The following is a 21604-nucleotide window of genomic DNA, read 5'->3' on the forward strand; positions in this document are numbered from 1 at the left end:
GCTCCCACATTGGATCTCCATTGAATCGAAGAGCTTTACAGGATCCGCACGCGCAACGAACGGCCCTTGATCTTGCCATCGTTCAAGCGCTGCAACGCCTGCTTGGCGACGCTGCGCTCCACTGCCACGTAGGCCTGGAAGTCGAAGATCGCAATCTTGCCGACCTGGGCGCCCGGGATCCCGGCTTCACCGGTCAGTGCGCCGAGGATGTCGCCTGGGCGAACCTTGTCTTTACGACCGGCAGCAATGCACAACGTGCTCATCACCGGCAGCAGCGGCGCGCCGCCCTGGGATTTGAGGTTGCTCAGTTGGTCCCAGTTCAGCGGGGCTTTTTGCAGCAGTTCGATGGCCTGGGCGCGGTGCGCTTCGGACGGTGCTACCAGGCTGATGGCGATCCCGGTCTCACCGGCACGACCGGTACGGCCCACGCGGTGGATGTGGATTTCCGAATCGCGGGCCAGTTCGACGTTGATCACCATGTCCAGCGAGTCAATGTCCAAGCCACGGGCCGCCACGTCGGTGGCCACCAGTACCGAAGTACTGCGGTTGGCAAACATTGCCAGCACCTGGTCACGGTCGCGCTGTTCCAGGTCGCCATGCAGGCCGACTGCAGAAATGCCCTTGGCGGTCAGGTGGTCCACGGTTTCCTGCACTTGCTGCTTGGTAAAGCAGAAGGCTACGCAGGAGGCCGGACGGAAGTGCGACAGCACCTTGGTCACCGCGTCCATGCGTTCTTCCGGGGAGATTTCGTAGAAACGCTGCTCGATCTGCTCGTCGGAGTGGAACGCTTCGGCCTTGACCTGCTGCGGCGCGCGCATGAATTTGGAGGCCAGTTGCTTGATGCTCACCGGGTAGGTGGCCGAGAACAACAGGGTCTGGCGACGGGCCGGGGTCTTGCTGATGATGTCTTCGATAGCGTCGTAGAAACCCATGTCGAGCATGCGGTCGGCTTCGTCGAGGATCAGTGTGTTCAGGCCGTCCAGCACCAGCGAACCCTTGCGCAGATGCTGCTGGATGCGGCCGGGGGTGCCGACGATGACGTGGGCGCCATGTTCCAGGGAGGCGATCTGCGGGCCGAGGGACACGCCGCCGCACAGGGTCAGGACCTTGATGTTGTCTTCGGCGCGGGCCAGGCGGCGGATTTCCTTGGCCACCTGGTCAGCCAGCTCGCGGGTCGGGCACATCACCAGGGCCTGGCAACCGAAGTAGCGCGGGTTGATCGGGTTCAACAGGCCGATGCCAAAGGCGGCGGTCTTGCCGCTGCCGGTCTTGGCCTGGGCGATCAGGTCCAGCCCCTTGAGGATCACCGGCAAGCTTTGCGCCTGGATCTGCGTCATCTCGGCATAACCCAGCGAGTCGAGGTTAGCCAGCATGGCGGCGGAGAGCGGCAAAGTATTAAAAGCGGTGGCGATGGTGGTCACGGGACTGGCTCTGCAAAAACAAAATGTCGCGCAGTGTACCAGCCCCGTGGGAATTTCCCTGCAAGTTCTAGACGAGACGCCGCTTAATGCTCGATGTCGTGCTCGCGGCTGACCATCCGTTTGCCGTCTTTTGGCGACAATTGCAGGAAGATCGCCGCCGCCAGCATCGCCATGATGCCCACGGTGAGGAACGTCAACTGGAATGCCTCAAGCACGGTATTGACCCCATCGTTACCGGCTTCGGCGGTAAACCCGCCGAGCAGGGCGCCGGCGCAGGCCACCCCCAGGCTCAGGGCCAGTTGCGCCACCACTGACAGCAAACTGTTGCCGCTGCTGGCCTGGGCATCATCGAGGTCGATCAGGGTCACGGTGTTCATCGCGGTAAATTGCAGGGAGTTGATCGCCCCCAGCACCGCGAGCATGGCCAGTAGCAGCGGGTACGGCGTCTGCTCGCTGACCAGGCCCATGCTCGCCAGCATCATGCCCAGTAGCAACGTATTGCCGGTGAGCACGATGCGATAGCCCAGGCGCTCGATCAGCGGCCGGGCGATGGACTTGGCGACCATGGCCGCCGCCGCCAGGGGCAACATGCTCATCCCGGCCTGGGACGGCGAATAGCCCAGGGCGATCTGCAAAAGCAAGGGCACGAGGAACGGCAGGGCGCCGCTGCCCAGGCGGGCGAACAGGTTGCCGAGAATGCCCACGGCAAAGGTCCGGGTCTTGAACAGCACTGGCGAGAACAGCGGGTTTTCGATATGCCCGGCGCGCAGCCAGTAGGCCGCCAGGCACGCCATGCCGCCGAACAGCAGCAACATCACGCGCAAGTGCGGCAGGTGCAGCTCACCCAGGCCTTCCATGGCAATGGTGATCAGCACCATCGCCGCGCCAAACAGCAAAAAGCCCAGGCTGTCGAAGCGTGTGCGCTCAGTGCCGCGCAGGTCGGGGATGAATTTCCACACGGCGTAGCAGCCGATCATGCCCACCGGCAGGTTGATCAGGAAAATCCAGTGCCAGGTCAGGTACTGCACCATCCAGCCGCCCATGGTCGGGCCGAGCAGGGGGCCGAGCAGGCCGGGAATGGTGATAAAGCCCATGATCCGCACCAGCTCCGAGCGCGGGTAGGCGCGCAGCACCACCAGTCTTCCCACCGGTAACATCAGCGCGCCGCCCAGGCCCTGGATCACCCGGGCGCCCACCAGCATGGTCAGGCTGCTGGACAGGGCGCACAGCAGCGAGCCGATGCTGAACAGCATGATCGCGCCGAAGAAAATCTTCTTGGTGCCGAAACGGTCGGCGATCCAGCCCGAGGCCGGGATCAGCAAGGCCACGGTGAGCATGTAGGCGATGATCACACCCTGCATGCGCAGCGGGTTTTCCGCCAGGTCCTCGGCCATGGCGGGCAGGGCCGTGTTGAGAATCGTGCCGTCGAGCGACTGCATGAAGAAGGCAATCGCTACCACCCATGGCAACCAGCGGGCGGTCTTGGCATCGAGCACGACACGATTCGGCATGAGATCCCTTTTTGTTAGCAGGCTATGTGTTGCCGATTATGCGCCAACCTCGGCCGGTTTTCCCACTGGCGGTTCGTCTATATCGGCGATGGCTACGTGTTTGCCCACCAGGAAATCGATCAGTGCCCGATGCACTGCCAGCGCCGCCTCCCGCGACTCCAGGTCGAGCAGATGGCCGGTGTGTTCGGCGCTGGCGAAGCTGCTGCGCCCCACATAGTGCTTGAACAGTTGGGCCTCATTGGCCGGCGTGTACTCATCCAGGGTGCCGTTGAGGAAATGCACCGGCGTCTCGATCTGGCGTAGTTGCGGCAGGTAGTTGCCATCGCCCAGGGCCAGTACCTGATGAATATGAAAGCGTGCCTGGCGGTATTCGGTGGTGGCCATGGTCGACAGGTGCCGATGGTTATTGCGCTTGAGCCGGCTGGAGAGGAATTTGCCGACGGTTTCATTGAGCAGGTGGCCGACGGCGGACTTGTCATCGGCCTCGATCAGCACCCGCACCCGCTCCACATATTCGAGCATCGCCTGGTTGAGGTTGGGCGCCAGGGCCATCACCACCGAGCTTTCGATCGAAGGCGGGTTGCGTGCCAGGGTCAGCAGGGTCGAGATGCCACCCCAGGAGGCCGACACCAGATGGTTGACCTCGAAGCGCTCCACCAGCGCCCGCAGGATCTCGACTTCGTCGTCCTTGGTCACCAGGTCCAGATCGGTGTTGTGCGGGCGCGAATAGCCGGAAAACGGCAGGTCGAACATCAGCACATTGAAATGCTCGGCCAGGCACTTGCTGGTGCGGGCGAATGAGCGGGTGGTGGACAGCGCGCCGTTGACCAACAGCACGGTCTTGCGTTGCGGATCGTTACCCAATTGCTCTACGTGAACGTTGTAGTGCTTGAACAACTTATCAATGACAAAACTTCCTTGGTACATGTCAACGCTCCGGCTCGCCCTATCCCGGGCGAGGTCATGCATCGCTTGCAGGCAAGCGGGTTGAAAGGTGGCGGGATGCCACTAACTGTTATAACGAGCTTTTGGAGAGTCGACAACAGCCCGCCAACCAACGGGGCGCTGTGAGGGAAGGTTCATCAGTGTGCGGGGGATTGCCCTGTAGGAGCGGGCCTAAACCGTGGGTAGGGAGCTTGCTGTGGTCTCAGGGAGCTTGTTGTGGCGAGGGGGCTTGTCCCCCGCTGGGCTGCGAAGCAGCCCCAGTAAGGTGCACCGAGTTGTGTCAGGTTGACCGCGGGGGCTGGTTTTGGGGCTGCTTCGCAGCCCAGCGGGGGACAAGCCCCCTCGCCACAACAAGCTTGCCTTCACCACACCCGGCCCAAGGTTTACAAGGTCAGGGTCAGACGCTTGACCAAAGCGCCGGGCAGCAAGCTCGATGAAGTGTTGCGCGCGCCGTAGGTGCTGGCCGACAGCCGCAGTTCGCGCTCGGCAGTCAGCGCTTCCAACTGCGATCCCAGCAGGTGGTACACGCTGTCGTCAAAACGCATGGTGCTGACCGGCGCCTTGATCTCGCCGTTTTCCACCCAGAACGTGGCGAAGCGGGTCATGCCCGTCAGGCGCGCCGCCGGCTGGTCGGAGTAGTTCAGGTACCACAGGTTGCTGATATACAGCCCGGTGCCCAGTTGCTTGAGGATATCGGCCTGGGCCAGGTTGCCGGCGGTCATCTGCAAGGCGCTGGGGGACTCATCGCCGCTGGCGCCGTTGGTGCTCAAGCCGTATTCGGCGGCGCTGCGTGAGTTGACCAGACGCCCTTGCGCCCGGCCATCGGCGATCAAGGTCACGTCGCTGCGCGGATAACCGTCACGGGAGAACGCCGGGCTCAGGGAGGCCGTGATCTGTTCGCTCATGGCCACCAGCGGGCTCAGAGCCTGGTCACCGGCATACAGGCGTTGCAATGGGCTGCCCTTGCTGGCGATGGCCTGTGCAGAAAAACCGCCCCACGTGAGCATGTCGACGATTTCTTCCAGAGCCGCCGGCGCCAGGTAGGCACGGTATTGGCCGGGCGCCAGGGCGTGCAATGGTCGGCCCAGGAACTCCAGTTGTTCGCGGGCGTGCTGCAAGCGCTGGGCAAACGCCGCGCTGTCCCAGGCATCGCCGGCGTAGCTGGCCTTTACCGCCTCGCCATTGGCATGGAATAGGCTGAAGTCAAAGTTGAAGCTATTGGCCTGGTGCCAGCCAAAGGCCCCCGACGAACTGGCGAACCCGTGGCTGATCGGCCCGGCGGCATAGATTCCGACCAAGTCCAGGCCTTGGGCGCCGTGGCTGATGTCGGCCAGGACCTGATCGAGGTCTGGCAGCGCCTGGGCCTGCTCGCTTCTGTTCTGCCAGGCCGTGTGATTGAGCAGCAGGTAAGGATCCTTGGGCAGCAAGGGCAGGGTTTCGCGCAACTGCTGCAGGCCCTCGGCCAGGCGCTGGCGGTCGACTTCGGGGGATCCGGCCAGGGTGATGCCAAGGTCGGCATGCCGGCCATCATTGATCAGCTTGAGGTTGAGGCTCGCCTGCTGCACCTGGCCGGCCTGGCGTACCTTGGCGTGATTGAAACGCACGAATTCGGACGACTCCGCCGCGTAGCCCAGATGAAACTGTTCCTCGGCGGTGATGGCCTGTTTGAGCCACTCCACCAGTTCCTTGAAAGCATTCATCAGGCATCTCCCCCAAACACATCTACATCGCTGAACACACACGCAGGCGAAGCATGGCCGACGCGGATCACCTGGTTCGGCTCGCCCTTGCCACAGTTGGGCGTGCCCAGCACCTTAAAGGTACTGGCATCGCCCACGGCACTGAGCTTGCGCCAGAACTGCGCGGAAATCGCCCGGTAGTTGGGGTTCTTGACCACGCCCTTGAGCTCGCCGTTCTCGATCAACTGGCCCCATTCGCAACCGAACTGGAACTTGTTGCGCGCATCGTCGATGGACCAGGAACGGTTGGTCGACATCAGGATGCCGTGCTCGATACCGCCGATCAGTTGCGCCAGGCTTTGGTCGCCGGCCTCGATATTGAGGTTGGCCATGCGGTCGATGGGCGCGCGGTTCCAACTGCTGGCGCGGCTGTTGGCCACGCCGCCCAGGCCCGAGCGGTATTGCGACAGCGCCCCGCCCAAGGGTTTGAGCAGCAGGCCGTTGCGGATCAGGAACTGCTTGTTGGCGGGCGTGCCGTCATCGTCATGGGCGTAGCTGGCCAGTTGTTCGGGAATGTTGGGGTCGAAGGTCACGTTCAGCAGGTTGGAACCGTATTGCAGGTGGCCGAAGTCGCTGGCCTTGACGAAGCTGGTGCCGGCGTAATTGCGCTCGTCGCCGAGGATGCGGTCCAGTTCCAGCGGGTGGCCGATGGACTCGTGGATCTGCAGGATCATCTGGTCAGGCATCAGCAGCAGGTCGCGCGGGCCTTGGGGCGTGTTGGGGGCCAGCAGCAGTTGCAGGGCCTCGTCGGCAATCCGTGGCGCGGCGCCGACCAGGCCGAAACGGCTGATCACCTCAAAGCCACCTTGCTGGCCAAAGTTGCTGCCGCCCAGGGTGCGGGTCTGGCTGTCGTTGCCGTCGTAGGCCGTGACATCGACACCGGGGAACACAAAACGCTGGGCCTGGCGCAACTCGGCGCCGGCACTGTTGAGGTAGATCTGCTCGACGTGAGTGGTGCCCAGGCTGACCTCCCAGTTCACCAGGCGCTCATCCTTGGGCACGGCGGCCGATTCGGCGCCGAGCAGTTGGTAGCAGTCACTCAGGGACGGGAAGGGTTGGTCGAGTTCTGGCGACAGATAGTCGGCGATGTCGCTGGACACCGGCTGGTCGCGCAGGTCGAGCAGGGCATGGGGCCTGATGCGACGGGCTTGCTGTTCGGCCCGCTCCAGCGCGGCTTGCAGGCCGGCCAGGGAAATATCATGGGTGGCGGCGTAGGCTTCGACACCGTTGAGACGCACGGTGAGCATGGCGCCTTCGTCGCGGCTCAGGTGCGGCGGCTCGGCGACGTTCTTACGTACCGACAGGTACTGGCCGGACTCGCGCACGTAGCGCAACGAGAAGAACTCGGCGCGGGTGCGCAGGGCGGCGAAATGTTGTTTGAGTTGCGGGTGTTTGTCGAACATGGGGACCTCCTTGTTGGCAGCGGTGGCCCGGAGGCCCTCATCGCTGTAGGAGCGAGCTTGCTCGCGAAGGTCGCGAACGATGGCGCGGGCATTCTGGATAAATGCCGCGCTCTTGGGTTTTTCGCGAGCAAGCTCGCTCCTACAGGGTTAGACCGGGCAACCCTTGGCGCGCAGGATGGCGTCAAAGCGATCAGGGTCCAGGGTGCCGGCTTCGATAGCGGCCAGCGTGGCTTTCTCGCGGGCCAGCAAGTCATGGCAGCGCACCAGCAACTCCGGCAGTTCGCTGCGTGAGGCGGCGACCACGCCGTCGCCATCGCCGATCATCAGGTCGCCAGGGGCTACCAGCATGCCCGCGCACGAGATCGGTACGTTGATCTCGCCGCCACCGTCGGTGCTCGGGCCACGGTGCACGCCGCCGATGGCGTAGGCTGGCAGCTCACCGGTTTGCCATTCGTCGAGGTCACGCAGGGCGCCGTTGATCACCACGCCGACGATGCCGGCCTTCAGGGCCATGGCCCGCATGATGCCGCCGAACACGGCGCGGGTCAGGTCGGCGCTGCCATCGATCACCAGCACATCGCCCGGGCGGGCCATTTGCATGGCTTTGAGAATCATCAGGTTGTCACCGGGGCGCACACGTACGGTCAGCGCGCTGCCGAGCATCGGTGCGTTGCCGTGGAAGGCCTTGAGGCCCAGGCCACCGACGTTACGGCCCAGGCAGTCGCTGACGGCCGCGGCCGGGATCTTGCTGAATTCCTTCAGCCATTTCGGGTCCAGCGGTTCAACGTTTGGATTGATCAGGAAGCCGGTAGGCCATTTGCTCGAAGAAACGACATCAAACATGAGAAAGCCTCGTGGCCAGGCAGAAGCCGGCGTGTCGGTAGGGAGGTGAAACGTTTGCGCGAGGGACTAGATTAGGCCGGCGCGGGGGGTGGGATCAAGGGTGGGGCGCTGTAGGAGGAGTCTTGGAAGGTGTGTGTAGGCTGGACGGGCCTCATCGCGGGCAAGCCCGCTCCCACATTTTGATGTGTGAACACATTCAAATGTGGGAGCGGGCTTGCCCGCGAAAGGGGCGCCGCGGTGTAACGATTACTGCGCGCTAGGACCCACTTCACGCAACGGCTTGCCACGCACTGGCGCATCGCCGGCCACGTAGTAGTCGGCGGTGCTGCGCGGCAACTGGCGGCCACGCATCTTGTCGGCGATTTTCTCGGCGATCATGATGGTTGGCGCGTTCAGGTTGCCGGTGGTGATGATCGGCATGATCGACGCATCGACCACCCGCAGGCCCTGCATGCCATGCACGCGGCCTTCGCCATCGACCACGGCCATTTCGTCGGTGCCCATCTTGCACGAGCAGGATGGGTGGAACGCGGTTTCGGCGTGCTCGCGGATGAACTTGTCCAGTTGCTCGTCGGTTTGCACCTCGATGCCCGGGCTGATTTCGCGGCCACGGTACTGGTCCAGTGCCGGCTGCTGCATGATTTCACGGGTCAGGCGGATGCCATCGCGAAATTCCTGCCAGTCCTGCTCGGTGGCCATGTAGTTGAAGAGGATGCTCGGGTAGTCCCGTGGGTTCTTCGACTTCACTTGCACACGGCCACGGCTCGGCGAACGCATGGAGCCCATGTGTGCCTGGAAACCGTGCTCTTTCACACCATTGCTGCCGTTGTAGTTAATCGCTACCGGCAGGAAGTGGTACTGGATGTTCGGCCACTCGAATTCTTCACGGGTACGAATAAAACCGCCCGCTTCGAACTGGTTGCTGGCGCCGATGCCGGTGCCGTTGAACAGCCATTCGGCACCGATCGCCGGCTGGTTGTACCAGAGCAGCGAGGGGTACAGCGAGACTGGCTGGGTGCAGGCGTATTGCAGGTACAGCTCCAGGTGGTCCTGCAGGTTTTCGCCGACGCCTGGCAGGTCGTGGACCACCGGGATGTCGAGGCTTTCCAGCAGTTTGGCCGGGCCGACACCGGAACGTTGCAGCAGTTGTGGCGAGGCGATTGCGCCGCTGCACACCAGCACTTCCTTGCGCGCACGGGCTTCAACACGTTCTTCGGCGGCACCGATCAGATAACGCACGCCGACCGCACGCTTGCCTTCGAACAACACTTTGTCGGTCAGGGCATGGGTGACGATGGTCAGGGTCGAGCGCTTCTTGGCGGTGTCCAGGTAGCCACGGGCGGTACTGGCGCGACGGCCGTTCGGCGTGACGGTACGGTCCATCGGGCCGAAGCCTTCCTGCTGGTAGCCGTTCAAGTCTTCGGTGCGCGGGTAACCGGCCTGCACGCCGGCTTCGACCATGGCGTGGAACAGCGGGTTGTTGCCGGCCTTAGGCGTGGTCACGCTGACCGGGCCTTCGCCACCGTGGTAATCGTTGGGGCCGATGTCGCGGGTTTCGGCCTTGCGGAAATACGGCAGGCAGTCCAGGTAGCTCCAGTTTTCCAGGCCTGGCAGCTTCGCCCAGTTGTCGTAGTCCATGGCGTTGCCACGGATGTAGCACATGCCGTTGATCAGCGAGGAGCCACCCAGGCCCTTGCCGCGACCACATTCCATGCGGCGGCCGTCCATGTGTGGCTCTGGATCGGTTTCATAGGCCCAGTTGTAGCGGCGGCCTTGCAGCGGGAACGCCAGGGCAGCGGGCATCTGGGTACGGAAATCGAGACGGTAGTCCGGGCCGCCGGCTTCCAGCAGCAGGACGGTGACGCCTTCGTCTTCGGTCAGACGGGTCGCCAGGGTGTTACCGGCAGAGCCGGCACCCACAATGATGTAGTCGTATTCTTGGGACATAAATGCACCCTCTTTGGAGATGGTCAGGTCGGGCTCCATCGCGGGCAAGCCCGCTCTCACAGGGGAACGCATTCCAATGTGGGAGCTGGCTTGCCTGCGATGGCGGCCTCGCAGGCAATACAGAACTCGGGTTTAGAACACCGAGGCGTAGTCGCCCAGCTCAACCTGTACCGATTTGATGCGGGTGAAGTTGTTCAGCGAGCTGATCCCGTTCTCACGGCCAACACCCGACTGCTTGTAGCCGCCAACCGGCATCTTGGCGTCGGACTCGCCCCAGGCGTTGATCCAGCAGATACCCGCTTCGAGCTGATGAATCACGCGGTGGGCGCGGTTCAGATCCTTGGTGACCAGGCCAGCAGCCAGGCCGAAGTCGGTGTCGTTGGCACGACGGATCACTTCTTCTTCAGTCTCGTAGGTGAGGATGCTCATCACTGGGCCGAAGATTTCTTCACGCACGATGGTCATCTCATCGGTGCAGTCAGTGAACACAGTCGGTGCCACGAACGCGCCCTTGGCGAAGTCGCCGTCGGTCAGACGGTCGCCGCCGCACAGCAGGCGAGCGCCTTCTTCTTTACCTTTGGCGATGTAGCCGAGCACGCTTTCCATGTGGGCGAAGCTGACCAGCGGGCCGAAGTTGGTGTTTTCGTCTTCTGGGTTGCCGACGCGGATGCGCGCAACACGCTCGACGATCTTGGCTTCAAAGGCGGCTTGCAGGTGCTTTGGAATAAACACGCGCGTGCCGTTGGTGCAGACCTGGCCGGAGCTGTAGAAGTTGGCCATCATCGCGGTGTCGGCGGCGCGATCCAGGTCGGCGTCGTCGAAAATGATCAGCGGGGATTTGCCGCCCAGTTCCATGGTCACGTCTTTGAGCGAGGAGCTCGAAGCGCTGGCCATGACCTTCTTGCCGGTATCGGTGCCGCCGGTGAAGGAGATTTTTTCGATGCGCGGGTGCTCGGTCAGCCAGGTGCCGACTTCACGACCGCTGCCGGTCAGGACGTTGAACACGCCATCCGGAACGCCGGCTTCGGTGTAGATCTCGGCCAGTTTCAGGGTGGTCAGCGACGTCACTTCACTTGGCTTGAAGATCATTGCGTTGCCGGCAGCCAGGGCTGGGGCGGACTTCCACAGGGCGATCTGGATCGGGTAGTTCCACGCGCCGATGCCGGCGACCACGCCCAGCGGCTCGCGGCGGGTGTAGACGAAGGAGGTGGTGCGCAGCGGGATCTGCTCGCCTTCGATGGCAGGCACCAGGCCGGCGTAGTATTCCAGCACGTCGGCACCGGTGACGATGTCGACGTACTTGGTTTCGGAGAAGGATTTACCGGTGTCCAGGGTTTCCAGGGCAGCCAGTTCATCGTTGCGCTCGCGCAGGATTTCCACGGCGCGACGCAGGATGCGCGAACGCTCCATGGCAGTCATCGCGGCCCAGATTTTCTGGCCCTTTTCGGCGCTGACCACGGCACGCTCGACGTCTTCGAAAGTGGCGCGTTGCACGTTGGCGAGAACTTCACCGTTAGCCGGGTTGATGGCTTCGAAGGTGGCATCGCTGCCAGCGTCGCTGTAGCCGCCGTCAATGTAGAGTTTTTGCAGTTCGAAACGGGCCATAAAGTCCTCGCAAGTGCATAAGTGGTTGGCGTTAACCACTGAGGGGCGCAGCCCACTCAGTAGCCGTTCAGGGGTTGAGCGTTTATGTGTGCTCTAACTCACCTGCTTGGCCAATTGGAAGTCCATGTATTCGTAAGCGATCCGTTGCGCCTGCTCCGTGTCGAAAGCGTCTCCCGACAGGGCGCCGCGCAACCACAAGCCGTCGATCAGGGCCGCCAGGCCTCGGGCTGCTTTGCGTGCGTGCGGCAGCGGTAGCACTCGGCGGAACTGGCAGCACAGGTTGGAATACAGACGTTGATCGTTGATCCGCTGCAACCTGTGCAAAGACGGGTGGTGCATGCTGGTGGCCCAGAAGGCCAGCCAGGTTTTCATTGCCGGTCCGTTGACCTGGCTGGCGTCGAAGTTGCCCTCGATGATCACCCGAAGGTGCGCCCGTGGGCTGTCGTCCTTCAGCGCAAGCCTGCGTTCGTGGACGTTCTCGATCAGCACATTCATCAGGTACCGCATCGTTGCGGCGATCAGGCCATTCTTGTCCTGAAAGTAGTGACTGATGATGCCGTTCGAAACTCCGGCCAGACGGGCGATCAGCGCAATGCTGGCATCTCCCATCCCAACCTGATCGATGGCCGTCAATGTGGCTTCGATCAACTGCTGGCGGCGTATGGGTTGCATACCGACCTTGGGCATGTAGCACCTCTCCTTAGGCCTGCCGACGGGCGTAAACGTTCGTCGGCTTGAGGGCCAGTCTATTTTGTTTTGATTGAACGTTCAATCAACAAAGAATAAGATCTGCGACAAATGGTCGCTGCCTACAGGTATTTCCTACGTGTCGGCAGGCACATCTGACATCCGTAAAAACCCCTGAAACAGCCCGTCACAGCGCTTCGCTGGGGTTCGGGGTTTTTCGGGATGTCTTTATAACACCCGTCCGTCGACTGCCGAAAAATCGATGGCGCGGGTCAAGCGCTGCCTTGTGTCCTCTCTCGCACTGCCCGGAGCCTCTGTGCCATGAGTTCTGCCTCTCTTATAAAGACCCCACCGGAAAAGGTGCGGGTCAACGGTTGGGTGTTCTACACCTCCACCGCGTTGATCCTGTTGTTGACCGCCGTTCTGATCATCGCCCCGCAAGAGGCCGGCAGAATGCTGGGAGTCGCCCAGACCTGGCTCTCGAAAAGCTTTGGCTGGTACTACATGGTGGTCATCGCCGCCTACCTGGTATTCGTGGTGGGCCTGGCGTTTTCCTCCTACGGCAAATTGAAGCTGGGCAGCAAGGCCGACACTCCAGACTTCAGCTACGGCGCCTGGGCCGGCATGTTGTTCTCTTCGGGCATCGGCATTTCGTTGCTGTACTTCGGCGCGTCCGAGCCGTTGGACCACTACTTCAACCCGCCTGAAGGCGCCGCCGCCACCCATATGGCCGCGCGCCAGGCGTTGCAGTTGACCTTCCTGCACTGGGGCCTGCATGGCTGGGCGATCTACGCGCTGGTCGGCCTGGCCGTGGCGTACTTTGCCTACCGGCATAACCAGCCGCTGGCGCTGCGTTCGGCGCTGTACCCATTGATGGGCGAGCGCTGGGTCAAAGGCGCGGCCGGTCACGCGGTGGACGGCTTCGGCATGTTCGTGACCCTGCTGGGCCTGGTGACGAACCTGGGGATTGGTTCGATGCAAGTGTCGTCCGGGTTGGAAAACCTGTTCGGCATGGAGCACAGCAACACCAACCTGCTGATCGTGATCATCGTGATGAGCACCGTGGCGACCATCGCTGCCGTGTCGGGCGTGGAGAACGGCATTCGCCGTCTGTCCAACCTCAACATTGTGTTGTTCAGCGGCCTGCTGATTTTTGTGCTGCTGTTTGGCCCGACCCTGCACCTGCTCAACGGCTTTGTGCAGAACATCGGCGACTACATGAACGGCCTGGTGCTCAAGACCTTCGACCTGTACGTGTACGAAGGCGATGGCGAGAAATCCGAGCGCTGGATGGGCCTGTGGACCCTGTTCTACTGGGCCTGGTGGATTTCCTGGGCGCCATTCGTGGGCATGTTCATCGCGCGTATTTCCCGTGGCCGTACCGTGCGTGAACTGGTGGCGGGCGTACTGCTGATTCCGCTGGGCTTTACCCTGGCGTGGCTGTCGATCTTCGGCAACTCGGCCCTGGACCTGGTGCTCAACCATGGGGCCGTGGAGCTGGGCAAGACCGCGCTGGAGCAACCCTCCATGGCGATCTACCAGTTGCTGGAATACTACCCGGCGTCGAAAGTGGTGATCGGCGTGTCGATCTTTGTCGGCTTTGTGCTGTTCCTGACGCCGGCGGATTCCGGCGCGGTGATGATGGCCAACCTGTCGTGCAAAGGCGGCAACGTGGATGAGGATGCGCCGCACTGGCTGCGGATCTTCTGGTCGGCGGTGATCACCCTGGTGACCATCGGTTTGCTGTTTGCCGGTAACTTCGAAGCCATGCAGACCATGGTGGTGCTGGCGGGCTTGCCGTTCTCGGTGGTGCTGATCTTCTTTATGTTCGGTTTGCACAAGGCCATGCGCCAGGACGTGGCCATCGAACAGGAGCAGGCGCAATTGGCCGAACGCGGCCGTCGTGGTTTCAGCGAGCGCCTGACTGCCCAGGACCTGCAACCGAGCCAGGCTGTGGTGCAGCGCTTCATGGACAAGAAAGTCACCCCGGCGCTGGAAGAAGCGGCCGTGGCGTTGCGCGCCCAGGGGCTGGATGTGCAGACACTGTTGGGTAAATCCAAGCGCTGCATTGGCGTGCGGATCGAGATGGAAGGCAACCCGTTTGTCTACGAGGTGAGCCTGGATGGCTACCTGGCGGCGCCGAGTGAGTCGATCGAAGCGCACGAGGAGCGTGCGCGCTACTACCGCGCCGAGGTCTACCTGCACAACGGCGGTCAGGAATACGACCTGATGGGCTTCACCCAGGAACAGATCACCCGGGATGTGCTCGATCAGTTTGAAAGCCATCGGCAGCTCCTTGGCCGTGTCTATAGCTGATAAAAGCCGGCGGTGTCGTCACTGACACCGCCTGTTCAAACTTGGCAATGCGATCAAATGTAGGAGCGAGCTTGCTCGCGAAAAACGTCAACGATAACGCGTGTTTCCTGGAGGAACCCGGTGCCTGTGAGTTTTTCGCGAGCAAGCTCGCTCCTACATTGATCCAGTTCCTTCAGTTGGGTCTTCAGCCCAGGTTCTTGCCCAGCAGGGCGTGGTACAGCTCGCTGTCCCCCAGAATCCCCACCACCTTGTTGTTGTCGTGCAGCACCAGCTTGTTGCCGGTCTGGTAGCGAATCTGCAACGCGTCACGCATGCCGATATTCGAATCCACCAACGTCGGCAACCGCCCCAGGCCTTCCACGGCTTGGCCCGGCGCCCAGTTCTGCAGGTTCATCGCTACGCCATTTTGCCGCGCGCCCTGGATGGTGTTGCCTTCGGCCAGGTCCAGCCACGAGTCGCCGCCCGGATCCAGGCATACCGAACCGTTGACCCGCTTGCAGTTGTCCAGGGTGCGCATCAGGCTGCGGCCGCACAAAACGTTGAGCGGGTTGGTATGGGCGACGAACGTGCGCACATAGTCATCCGCCGGGTTCAGCACGATCTCTTCCGGCACGCTGTACTGGATGATCTTGCCGTCTTTCATGATCGCGATACGGCTGCCCAGCTTGAGTGCCTCGTCGAGGTCGTGGCTGACGAACACGATGGTCTTGCTCAGCTTGCGTTGCAGCTCCAGCAATTCGTCCTGCAGGCCCTGGCGGATCAGCGGGTCGAGGGCCGAGAACGGTTCGTCCATCAGCAGGATATCGGCGTCCATCGCCAGGGCGCGGGCCAGGCCGACGCGCTGCTGCATACCGCCTGAGAGTTCGTCGGGTTTCTTGTTGCGCCATTGGGTCAGGCCGACCAGTTCGAGCTTTTCGTCCACCAGCTTGCGCCGCTCCTTCTCGGGGCGACCCTGCATCTCCAGGCCAAAGCTGATGTTTTCGCGCACAGTCAGCCAAGGCATCAGGGCGAACTTCTGGAACACCATAGCGATGCGCTTGGTGCGCATCATTTTCAGCTCTGCCGGAGTGCACGAAGCGATGTCGATCTGGCGACCTTCATGCTCCACAAACAACTGGCCACGGCTCACGGTGTTAAGGCCGTTGATACAGCGCAACAGGCTCGACTTGCCGGAACCGGACAGGCCCATCAACACGCAGATCTCGCCTTTCTCGATATCCAGGCTGGCTTTTTCCACGCCGACAATCTGCCCGGTCTTTTTCAGGATTTCGTTGCGGTGCATCCCCTCGTCCAACAGCTTGAGGGCTTCGCGTGGGTCTTTGGAGAAGATCACATCGACATTGTCGAATCGGATAATGCTCATGCATCACCCCCTACTTTGGCATCGGGTTGTTTGCAGATACGGTCGAGCATGATGGCCAGCAGCACAATCGCCAGGCCCGCTTCAAAGCCCAGGGAAATGTCGGCGGTGTTCAGCGCGTTGACCACGGGTTTGCCGAGGCCGTCGGCGCCCACCAGGGCCGCGATCACCACCATCGACAACGACAGCATGATGCATTGGGTAATACCGGCAGCAATGCTCGGCATGGCGTGGGGCAGTTCGATGCGCGAGAGCAGTTGGCGGCGCGAGCAGCCAAAGGCCTTGCCGGCGTCCATCAGTTCTTGCGGTACATCGCGGATGCCCAGGTAGGTCAGGCGGATTGGCGCGGCGATCGCGAACACCACCGTGGAGATCAGCCCGGGCACCACTCCCAGCCCGAAAAGGGTCAGGGTCGGGATCAGGTAGACGAAGGTCGGCACGGTCTGCATCAGGTCGAGCACCGGGCGCATCATCGTGTAGAACATCGGTTTGTGCGCGGCAACGATGCCCAGCGGCACGCCGATCAACACGCAAACCAGGGTGGCGAAGAGCACCTGGGCCAGGGTCTCCATGGTTTCCTGCCAGTACCCCAGGTTGAGGATCAACAGGAAGGAGACGATGACAAAAACAGTCAGCCCCCATTTACGTTGAATGTAGTGTGCAAGCAGCGCAATCAGACCGATCAATGCCAGCGGATTGAACCAGGTCAGCGCGAACGTCACGCCGTGGATCATCGTTTCCAGTGTCGATGCGATCGCGTCGAAATAATCGGCGCCGTTCTGCGTCAACCATTCGACGAAGGCAGCGATGTACTGGCCTAGGGGGATTTTCTGTTCAGTCAGCATGGTAGTGAATGTCCACATGCGAATAGGGAAAACATCCTGGGCCGGCACGCCGGCCCAGGGTCAGCGATTACTTGTCGAGATAGGCTTTTACGGCGGCAAGTCCTGGTTTGCCATCAAGGGTGGTGACCCCGGCGAGCCAGGTGTCGAGTACTTGTGGGTTTTTCTTCAGCCAGGCCTTGGCGGCGGCATCGGGTTTGATTTTGTCGTCGAGGACGTTACCCATCAGGGTGCTTTCCATGTCCAGGGTGAACACCAGGTTTTTCAGCAACTGGCCCACGTTGCTGCATTCCTCGGAGTAGCCCTTGCGGGTGTTGGTGTAGATGGTGGCCTGGCCGTAGTTGGGGCCGAACGAATCGTCACCCCCGGTCAGGTATTTCATCTTGAAGCGCGTGTTCATCGGATGCGGTTCCCAGCCGAGGAACACGATGGCCTTGTCGCGTTTGCTGGCGCGCTCGACCTGGGAGAGCATCCCAGCTTCGCTGGATTCGACGATCTTGAAACCGGCCGATTTCAAGCCAAAGGCGTCTTTGTCGATCAGTGTCTGAATGGTGCGGTTGCCGTCATTGCCAGGCTCGATGCCGTAGATCTTGCCATCCAGTTCGTCCTTGAATTTAGTGATATCGGCGAAGTCTTTCAGGCCCTTGTCGTACAGCGCTTGTGGCACTGCCAGGGTGTACTTGGCGTTTTCCAGGTTGGCGCGCACGGTTTCCACGGTGCCGGCATCACGGTACTGCTTGATGTCGTTCTCCATGGTCGGCATCCAGTTGCCGAGGAAGATATCCATGTTCTTGCCGTCGGCCAGGGACTTGTAGGTCACGGGTACGGAAATCATCGTGGTGCGGGGCTTGTAGCCCAGGCCCTTGAGGATCTCGCTGGTGGTGGCGGTAGTGACGGTGATATCGGTCCAGCCGACATCGGAGAAGTTGACGGTACTGCACTGCTCGGGATCAGCAGCCTGGGCCGCAAGGGGAAGACTCAGCATGGCTGCCAACAACAACGGGGGGGAACCTTTCATGGGTTTGGACTCCTGGTGTTTTTCCGGCGGTGCTTGACCGCGCTTATAAGTGTTGCAGTTGGGGCGTGCGAGCTAGGTGCCGCCTCGGTGCCTTGCAAACGAGTCGAGACTGATCATGTACCAGTGAAAATCTGACGCCTACAGGGTGCGTCGTATCCAGTACAGGGATGGTCGTATCCAGTGTCGGTGACGTCGCTTACAGGTTTTTCCACAGGCAAAACTGCACTTTTTCTCGATCTGTACCGCCAAAAACGGCGATTACGCCCCATTGCGCGGGGACGACGCTGGTGAGCATGGGTATGTCGGTGTGAGACGCCGGACGGCGCAGCGAAAGCTTGATGATGCGGCCATCTGGGCGACTTGAGCGTAGCAGCTCCGCCACCAGGCGTTATTGCGCCTGGACTGTGCTATCGAGGAGTTTCGCGCAATGGCTATCAGCGTTTTCGACCTGTTCAAGATTGGCATCGGGCCGTCCAGTTCCCACACCGTCGGCCCCATGCGTGCCGCGGCGTTGTTTGTGCAAAACCTGCGTGAACGTGCTCTTTTGGAACAGGTGCAGCGCGTCGAAGTTCAGCTGTATGGCTCGCTGTCGGCCACCGGCATCGGCCATGGCAGCGACAACGCGGTGATCATGGGGCTGATGGGCGAATGGCCGGACGCGATTGATCCGTCGCAGATCGGCCTGCGCATCGAGACCCTGCGCCAGACGCAGACGCTGCTGCTGGACAACCGCGTGCCGGTGCCCTTTGTATGGGCGCGGGACATGCGCCTGATCGACGAAAACCTGCCGTTCCATCCCAATGCCATGACCCTGGTGGTCTACGGCGCCCAGACCGAATTGCATCGCGATACCTACTATTCGGTGGGGGGCGGTTTTGTGGTGGATGAAGCCCAGGCGCGCAGCGGCGTGGCCGATATGGACCGCACCGAGTTGCCCTATGATTTTTCCAGCGCGGTGGAGCTGTTGCAGTTGTGTAACACCCACAACCTGCGCGTTGCGCAATTGATGCTGGCCAACGAAAAGGTCTGGCGCTCGGAGGAAGAAATCCGCAGTGGCCTGATGAAGCTCTGGCGCGCCATGCAGGACTGCGTCGAGCAGGGCCTCAAGCACGAAGGCATCCTGCCCGGCGGCCTGAATGTGCGCCGCCGCGCAGCCAAGTTGCACCGCAGCCTGCAGGAATTGGGCAAGCCGAATGTGATCGGCTCGACCTTGAGCGCCATGGAATGGGTCAACCTGTTCGCCCTGGCCGTCAACGAAGAAAATGCCGCCGGTGGGCGCATGGTCACCGCACCGACCAATGGCGCGGCGGGGATCATTCCGGCGGTGCTGCATTACTTCATGAAGTTCAGTGAGCAAGTCACCGAGGCCAACGTGGTGGACTACTTCCTCGGTGCGGCGGCCATCGGCATCCTGTGTAAAAAGAACGCTTCGATCTCCGGTGCCGAAGTGGGTTGCCAGGGTGAAGTCGGCTCGGCCTGCGCCATGGCCGCGGCGGGGCTTGCCGAGATTCTTGGCGCAACCCCGGAGCAGGTGTGCAACGCCGCCGAAATCGGCCTGGAACACAACCTGGGCCTGACCTGCGACCCGGTGGGCGGCCTGGTGCAAGTGCCGTGCATCGAGCGCAACGCGATAGCGGCGGTCAAGGCGATCAACGCGGCGCAGATGGCCTTGCGTGGCGACGGCCAGCACTTTATCTCCCTGGACCGAGTGATCCGCACCATGCGCGATACCGGCGCGGACATGCATGACAAGTACAAGGAAACATCGCGGGGTGGGTTGGCGGTGAGTGCCGTCGAATGCTGAGACCGAGTCGCCTGCATCGCAGGCAAGCCAGCTCCCACAAAAGTAATTTGTGAATACATTCAAATGTGGGAGTGGGCTTGCCCGCGATGGCGGTAGTTCAAACAACACTGCTCATAAAGTGAACACTCCAACCAAAATCGCCACCTTTTAGCGCGTCGCAAATAGATAAGTAGCTTGCGAACGATCTCCCTCCCTACCACCCGTCACCTGTGCGTGTGGTGACACACTTTTCCTACGCCCTGAAAGCGCCTTCCCACAAGTGCTACCGATCTGCTCACAGACCTTGAGCGTAGGCTTTTTCCGAGTCATATCCTCACGCCGGGCGTGGGCTTATATAGACACCTCAACAGGTCGTTTTCAGGAGTTATTGAATACCTATTCAACTTTAGGCATGGCATTTGCTCTATCAATCCAAAGCCTCTCTCCTGATGGATGAAGAGTGCAATAACAAGAGCCTCGCCTGAGGCCATCACCTGCTTTGTGTGAGGAGATACCGCGATGACGTCGTTCAACTCCGGGGCCCAACCCCAGAACCGTGCGCCTCAATCCATCGGCTTTTTGCTGCTGGACAATTTCACGCTGATTTCCCTGGCGTCCGCAGTCGAACCGCTGCGCATGGCCAACCAATTGTCTGGCCGCGAGCTGTATCGCTGGACCACCTTGAGCGTCGACGGCAACCAGGTATGGGCCAGCGATGGCCTGCAAATCACCCCCGATTGCTCCATGCACAAAGCCCCAGCCCTGGACACCGTGATTGTTTGCGGTGGCGTGGGTATCCAGCGCACCGTGACCCGCGAACATGTGTCGTGGCTGCAAAGCCAGGCGCGCCAGTCCCGTCGCCTCGGCGCGGTGTGCACCGGTAGCTGGGCCCTGGCCTGCGCCGGCCTGCTCGACGGGTTTGATTGCAGCGTGCACTGGGAATGCCTGGCATCGATGCAGGAAGCCTTCCCACGGGTGTCGATGAGCACGCGCTTGTTTACCCTCGACCGCAATCGCTTCACCAGTTCGGGCGGCACCGCGCCGCTGGACATGATGCTGCACCTGATCAGCCGCGACCACGGTCGTGAGCTGTCGGCGGCGATTTCCGAGATGTTCGTGTACGAGCGCATCCGCAACGAACAGGATCACCAGCGCGTGCCGCTCAAGCACATGCTCGGCACCAACCAGCCGAAGCTGCAGGAAATTGTCGCGCTGATGGAAGCCAACCTGGAGGAGCCGATCGACCTCGATGAACTGGCCGTGTACGTCGCCGTCTCGCGGCGTCAACTGGAGCGGCTGTTCCAGAAATACCTGCACTGCTCGCCGTCGCGCTACTACCTCAAGCTGCGCCTGATTCGTGCGCGGCAGTTGCTCAAGCAAACGCCGATGTCGATCATCGAAGTGGCCTCGGTGTGCGGGTTTGTGTCCACGCCGCACTTCTCCAAGTGCTACCGCGAATACTTCGGCATTCCGCCACGGGATGAACGCGTAGGTTCCAACACCACCCAGCAAGTGGCGATGATGCCGATCCCGCAGGCGTTGGTGTTGTCACCGTTGGCCGGGCCGATGTCGGCGTTGAGCCAGGCGCGCAATGAGTCGACGTTTGCCAGTGTAAGGCTGTAGACCGAGGCGTCTGTATTCGCGAGCAAGCCCGCTCCCACATTTGACCGAGTTCCACCTTTGAAATGCAGTCAAATGTGGGAGCGGGCTTGCTCGCGAATGCGGTGTATCAGGCCCCGGAGTTCTGCTTGAACTGCACCAGGGCCGGGAACAACTGCTTATCAATCGCCTGGCGCACCGCCGGCAGAATCGTCGCGCTGCCGGTGTACATCTGCTCAACCATGCCCTTGAGCGCCTTGGCCCGCGCTTCACTCAAGCCGCGTACCGCGCATTCACAGGCCTGCTCGGCGGTGGCGCCGTTGGGCACCTCGAAACCCAGGGAGCGCAGTTGGCTCAACAGGTCATCCTGATCAATCAAATCCGCGTGCATCATGATGTTCATCCTGGTTAGGGGAGCCTTTGATTCTGGTGGGCTGCCAGCGGGTCGGCAAGGGCTGAATGACGCAATGGCTGGAACGACTATGAGCAGGTCGTTTTCGGGCCAGTTACCGGGCAGCGTTGCGGGCACACTTAGGTTCAAGCAAGCGGTTTGACGGTTTGGTCACCCTCGGGACGCACGCTCAC

General features: G+C 61.6%; 16 protein-coding genes. 3 read left to right on the forward strand and 13 right to left on the reverse strand.

Annotation, left to right across the window (positions count from 1 at the left end):
* Positions 1-35: 35 nt before the first annotated feature.
* From dbpA to betI, 9 genes are all read right to left on the reverse strand, one after another.
* Positions 36-1373: an ATP-dependent RNA helicase DbpA gene (gene dbpA / locus FIV38_RS03480; protein WP_232545553.1), complete on the reverse strand. Its 1338-nt coding sequence runs from the start codon at positions 1371-1373 to the stop codon at positions 36-38.
* Between the two features lie 131 nt (positions 1374-1504).
* Complete coding sequence (gene mdtD / locus FIV38_RS03485; RefSeq protein ID WP_029297321.1) at positions 1505-2932, reverse strand: multidrug transporter subunit MdtD; 1428 nt, start codon at positions 2930-2932, stop codon at positions 1505-1507.
* A 36-nt stretch (positions 2933-2968) separates the two neighbouring features.
* Complete coding sequence (locus FIV38_RS03490; RefSeq protein ID WP_092231032.1) at positions 2969-3859, reverse strand: alpha/beta fold hydrolase; 891 nt, start codon at positions 3857-3859, stop codon at positions 2969-2971.
* 401 nt (positions 3860-4260) lie between these two features.
* A complete protein-coding gene (locus FIV38_RS03495; RefSeq protein ID WP_092231029.1) occupies positions 4261-5577 on the reverse strand; it encodes a TldD/PmbA family protein in 1317 nt (438 codons plus the stop codon).
* A complete protein-coding gene (locus tag FIV38_RS03500) occupies positions 5577-7019 on the reverse strand; it encodes a TldD/PmbA family protein (RefSeq protein ID WP_092231026.1) in 1443 nt (480 codons plus the stop codon). The genes FIV38_RS03495 and FIV38_RS03500 overlap by 1 nt, the downstream gene beginning before the upstream one ends.
* A gap of 147 nt (positions 7020-7166) precedes the next feature.
* Entirely contained in the window at positions 7167-7862 is a 696-nt protein-coding gene (locus FIV38_RS03505; RefSeq protein ID WP_029297314.1) for an RraA family protein, read from the reverse strand.
* A 246-nt stretch (positions 7863-8108) separates the two neighbouring features.
* Positions 8109-9809 (reverse strand): choline dehydrogenase, encoded by a 1701-nt coding sequence (betA, locus tag FIV38_RS03510; RefSeq protein WP_029300684.1) that lies wholly within the window; start codon positions 9807-9809, stop codon positions 8109-8111.
* 132 nt (positions 9810-9941) lie between these two features.
* A complete protein-coding gene (gene betB / locus FIV38_RS03515) occupies positions 9942-11414 on the reverse strand; it encodes a betaine-aldehyde dehydrogenase (RefSeq protein ID WP_092231023.1) in 1473 nt (490 codons plus the stop codon).
* A 93-nt stretch (positions 11415-11507) separates the two neighbouring features.
* On the reverse strand, positions 11508-12101 hold the full coding sequence (gene betI, locus FIV38_RS03520; RefSeq protein ID WP_010207128.1) for a transcriptional regulator BetI: 594 nt from the start codon (positions 12099-12101) through the stop codon (positions 11508-11510).
* A gap of 378 nt (positions 12102-12479) precedes the next feature.
* Between betI and FIV38_RS03525 the strand changes: the two genes are divergently transcribed.
* Complete coding sequence (locus FIV38_RS03525; protein ID WP_224791161.1) at positions 12480-14417, forward strand: BCCT family transporter; 1938 nt, start codon at positions 12480-12482, stop codon at positions 14415-14417.
* A gap of 184 nt (positions 14418-14601) precedes the next feature.
* Here FIV38_RS03525 and choV read toward each other — a convergent pair whose 3' ends face one another.
* The 3 genes from choV to FIV38_RS03545 all read right to left on the reverse strand — a co-directional run bounded on the left by choV (position 14602) and on the right by FIV38_RS03545 (position 17637).
* Positions 14602-15780 carry a choline ABC transporter ATP-binding protein gene (gene choV, locus FIV38_RS03535; protein ID WP_029300678.1) on the reverse strand — a complete coding sequence of 393 codons (1179 nt, stop codon included), beginning with the start codon at positions 15778-15780 and terminating at the stop codon, positions 14602-14604.
* The gene (gene choW / locus FIV38_RS03540; protein ID WP_029300676.1) at positions 15777-16622 is read right to left on the reverse strand and encodes a choline ABC transporter permease subunit; all 846 of its coding nucleotides are present in this window, start codon (positions 16620-16622) and stop codon (positions 15777-15779) included. The genes choV and choW overlap by 4 nt, the downstream gene beginning before the upstream one ends.
* 67 nt (positions 16623-16689) lie before the next feature.
* Positions 16690-17637 carry a choline ABC transporter substrate-binding protein gene (locus FIV38_RS03545; protein ID WP_092231020.1) on the reverse strand — a complete coding sequence of 316 codons (948 nt, stop codon included), beginning with the start codon at positions 17635-17637 and terminating at the stop codon, positions 16690-16692.
* 427 nt (positions 17638-18064) lie between these two features.
* Here FIV38_RS03545 and FIV38_RS03550 point away from each other — a divergent pair, with 427 nt between their 5' ends.
* Complete coding sequence (locus FIV38_RS03550) at positions 18065-19441, forward strand: L-serine ammonia-lyase (protein WP_029300672.1); 1377 nt, start codon at positions 18065-18067, stop codon at positions 19439-19441.
* A gap of 498 nt (positions 19442-19939) precedes the next feature.
* Positions 19940-21043, forward strand: a complete 1104-nt coding sequence (gene gbdR / locus FIV38_RS03555) for a choline metabolism transcriptional regulator GbdR (RefSeq protein WP_029300670.1) — start codon at positions 19940-19942, stop codon at positions 21041-21043.
* A 106-nt stretch (positions 21044-21149) separates the two neighbouring features.
* Here the strand turns inward: gbdR and FIV38_RS03565 are convergent, their stop codons facing one another.
* Positions 21150-21413 carry a hypothetical protein gene (locus tag FIV38_RS03565; RefSeq protein WP_092231017.1) on the reverse strand — a complete coding sequence of 88 codons (264 nt, stop codon included), beginning with the start codon at positions 21411-21413 and terminating at the stop codon, positions 21150-21152.
* Positions 21414-21604 lie beyond the last annotated feature (191 nt).

Source organism: Pseudomonas proteolytica, from assembly GCF_007858275.1.
Classification (GTDB): domain Bacteria; phylum Pseudomonadota; class Gammaproteobacteria; order Pseudomonadales; family Pseudomonadaceae; genus Aquipseudomonas; species Aquipseudomonas proteolytica.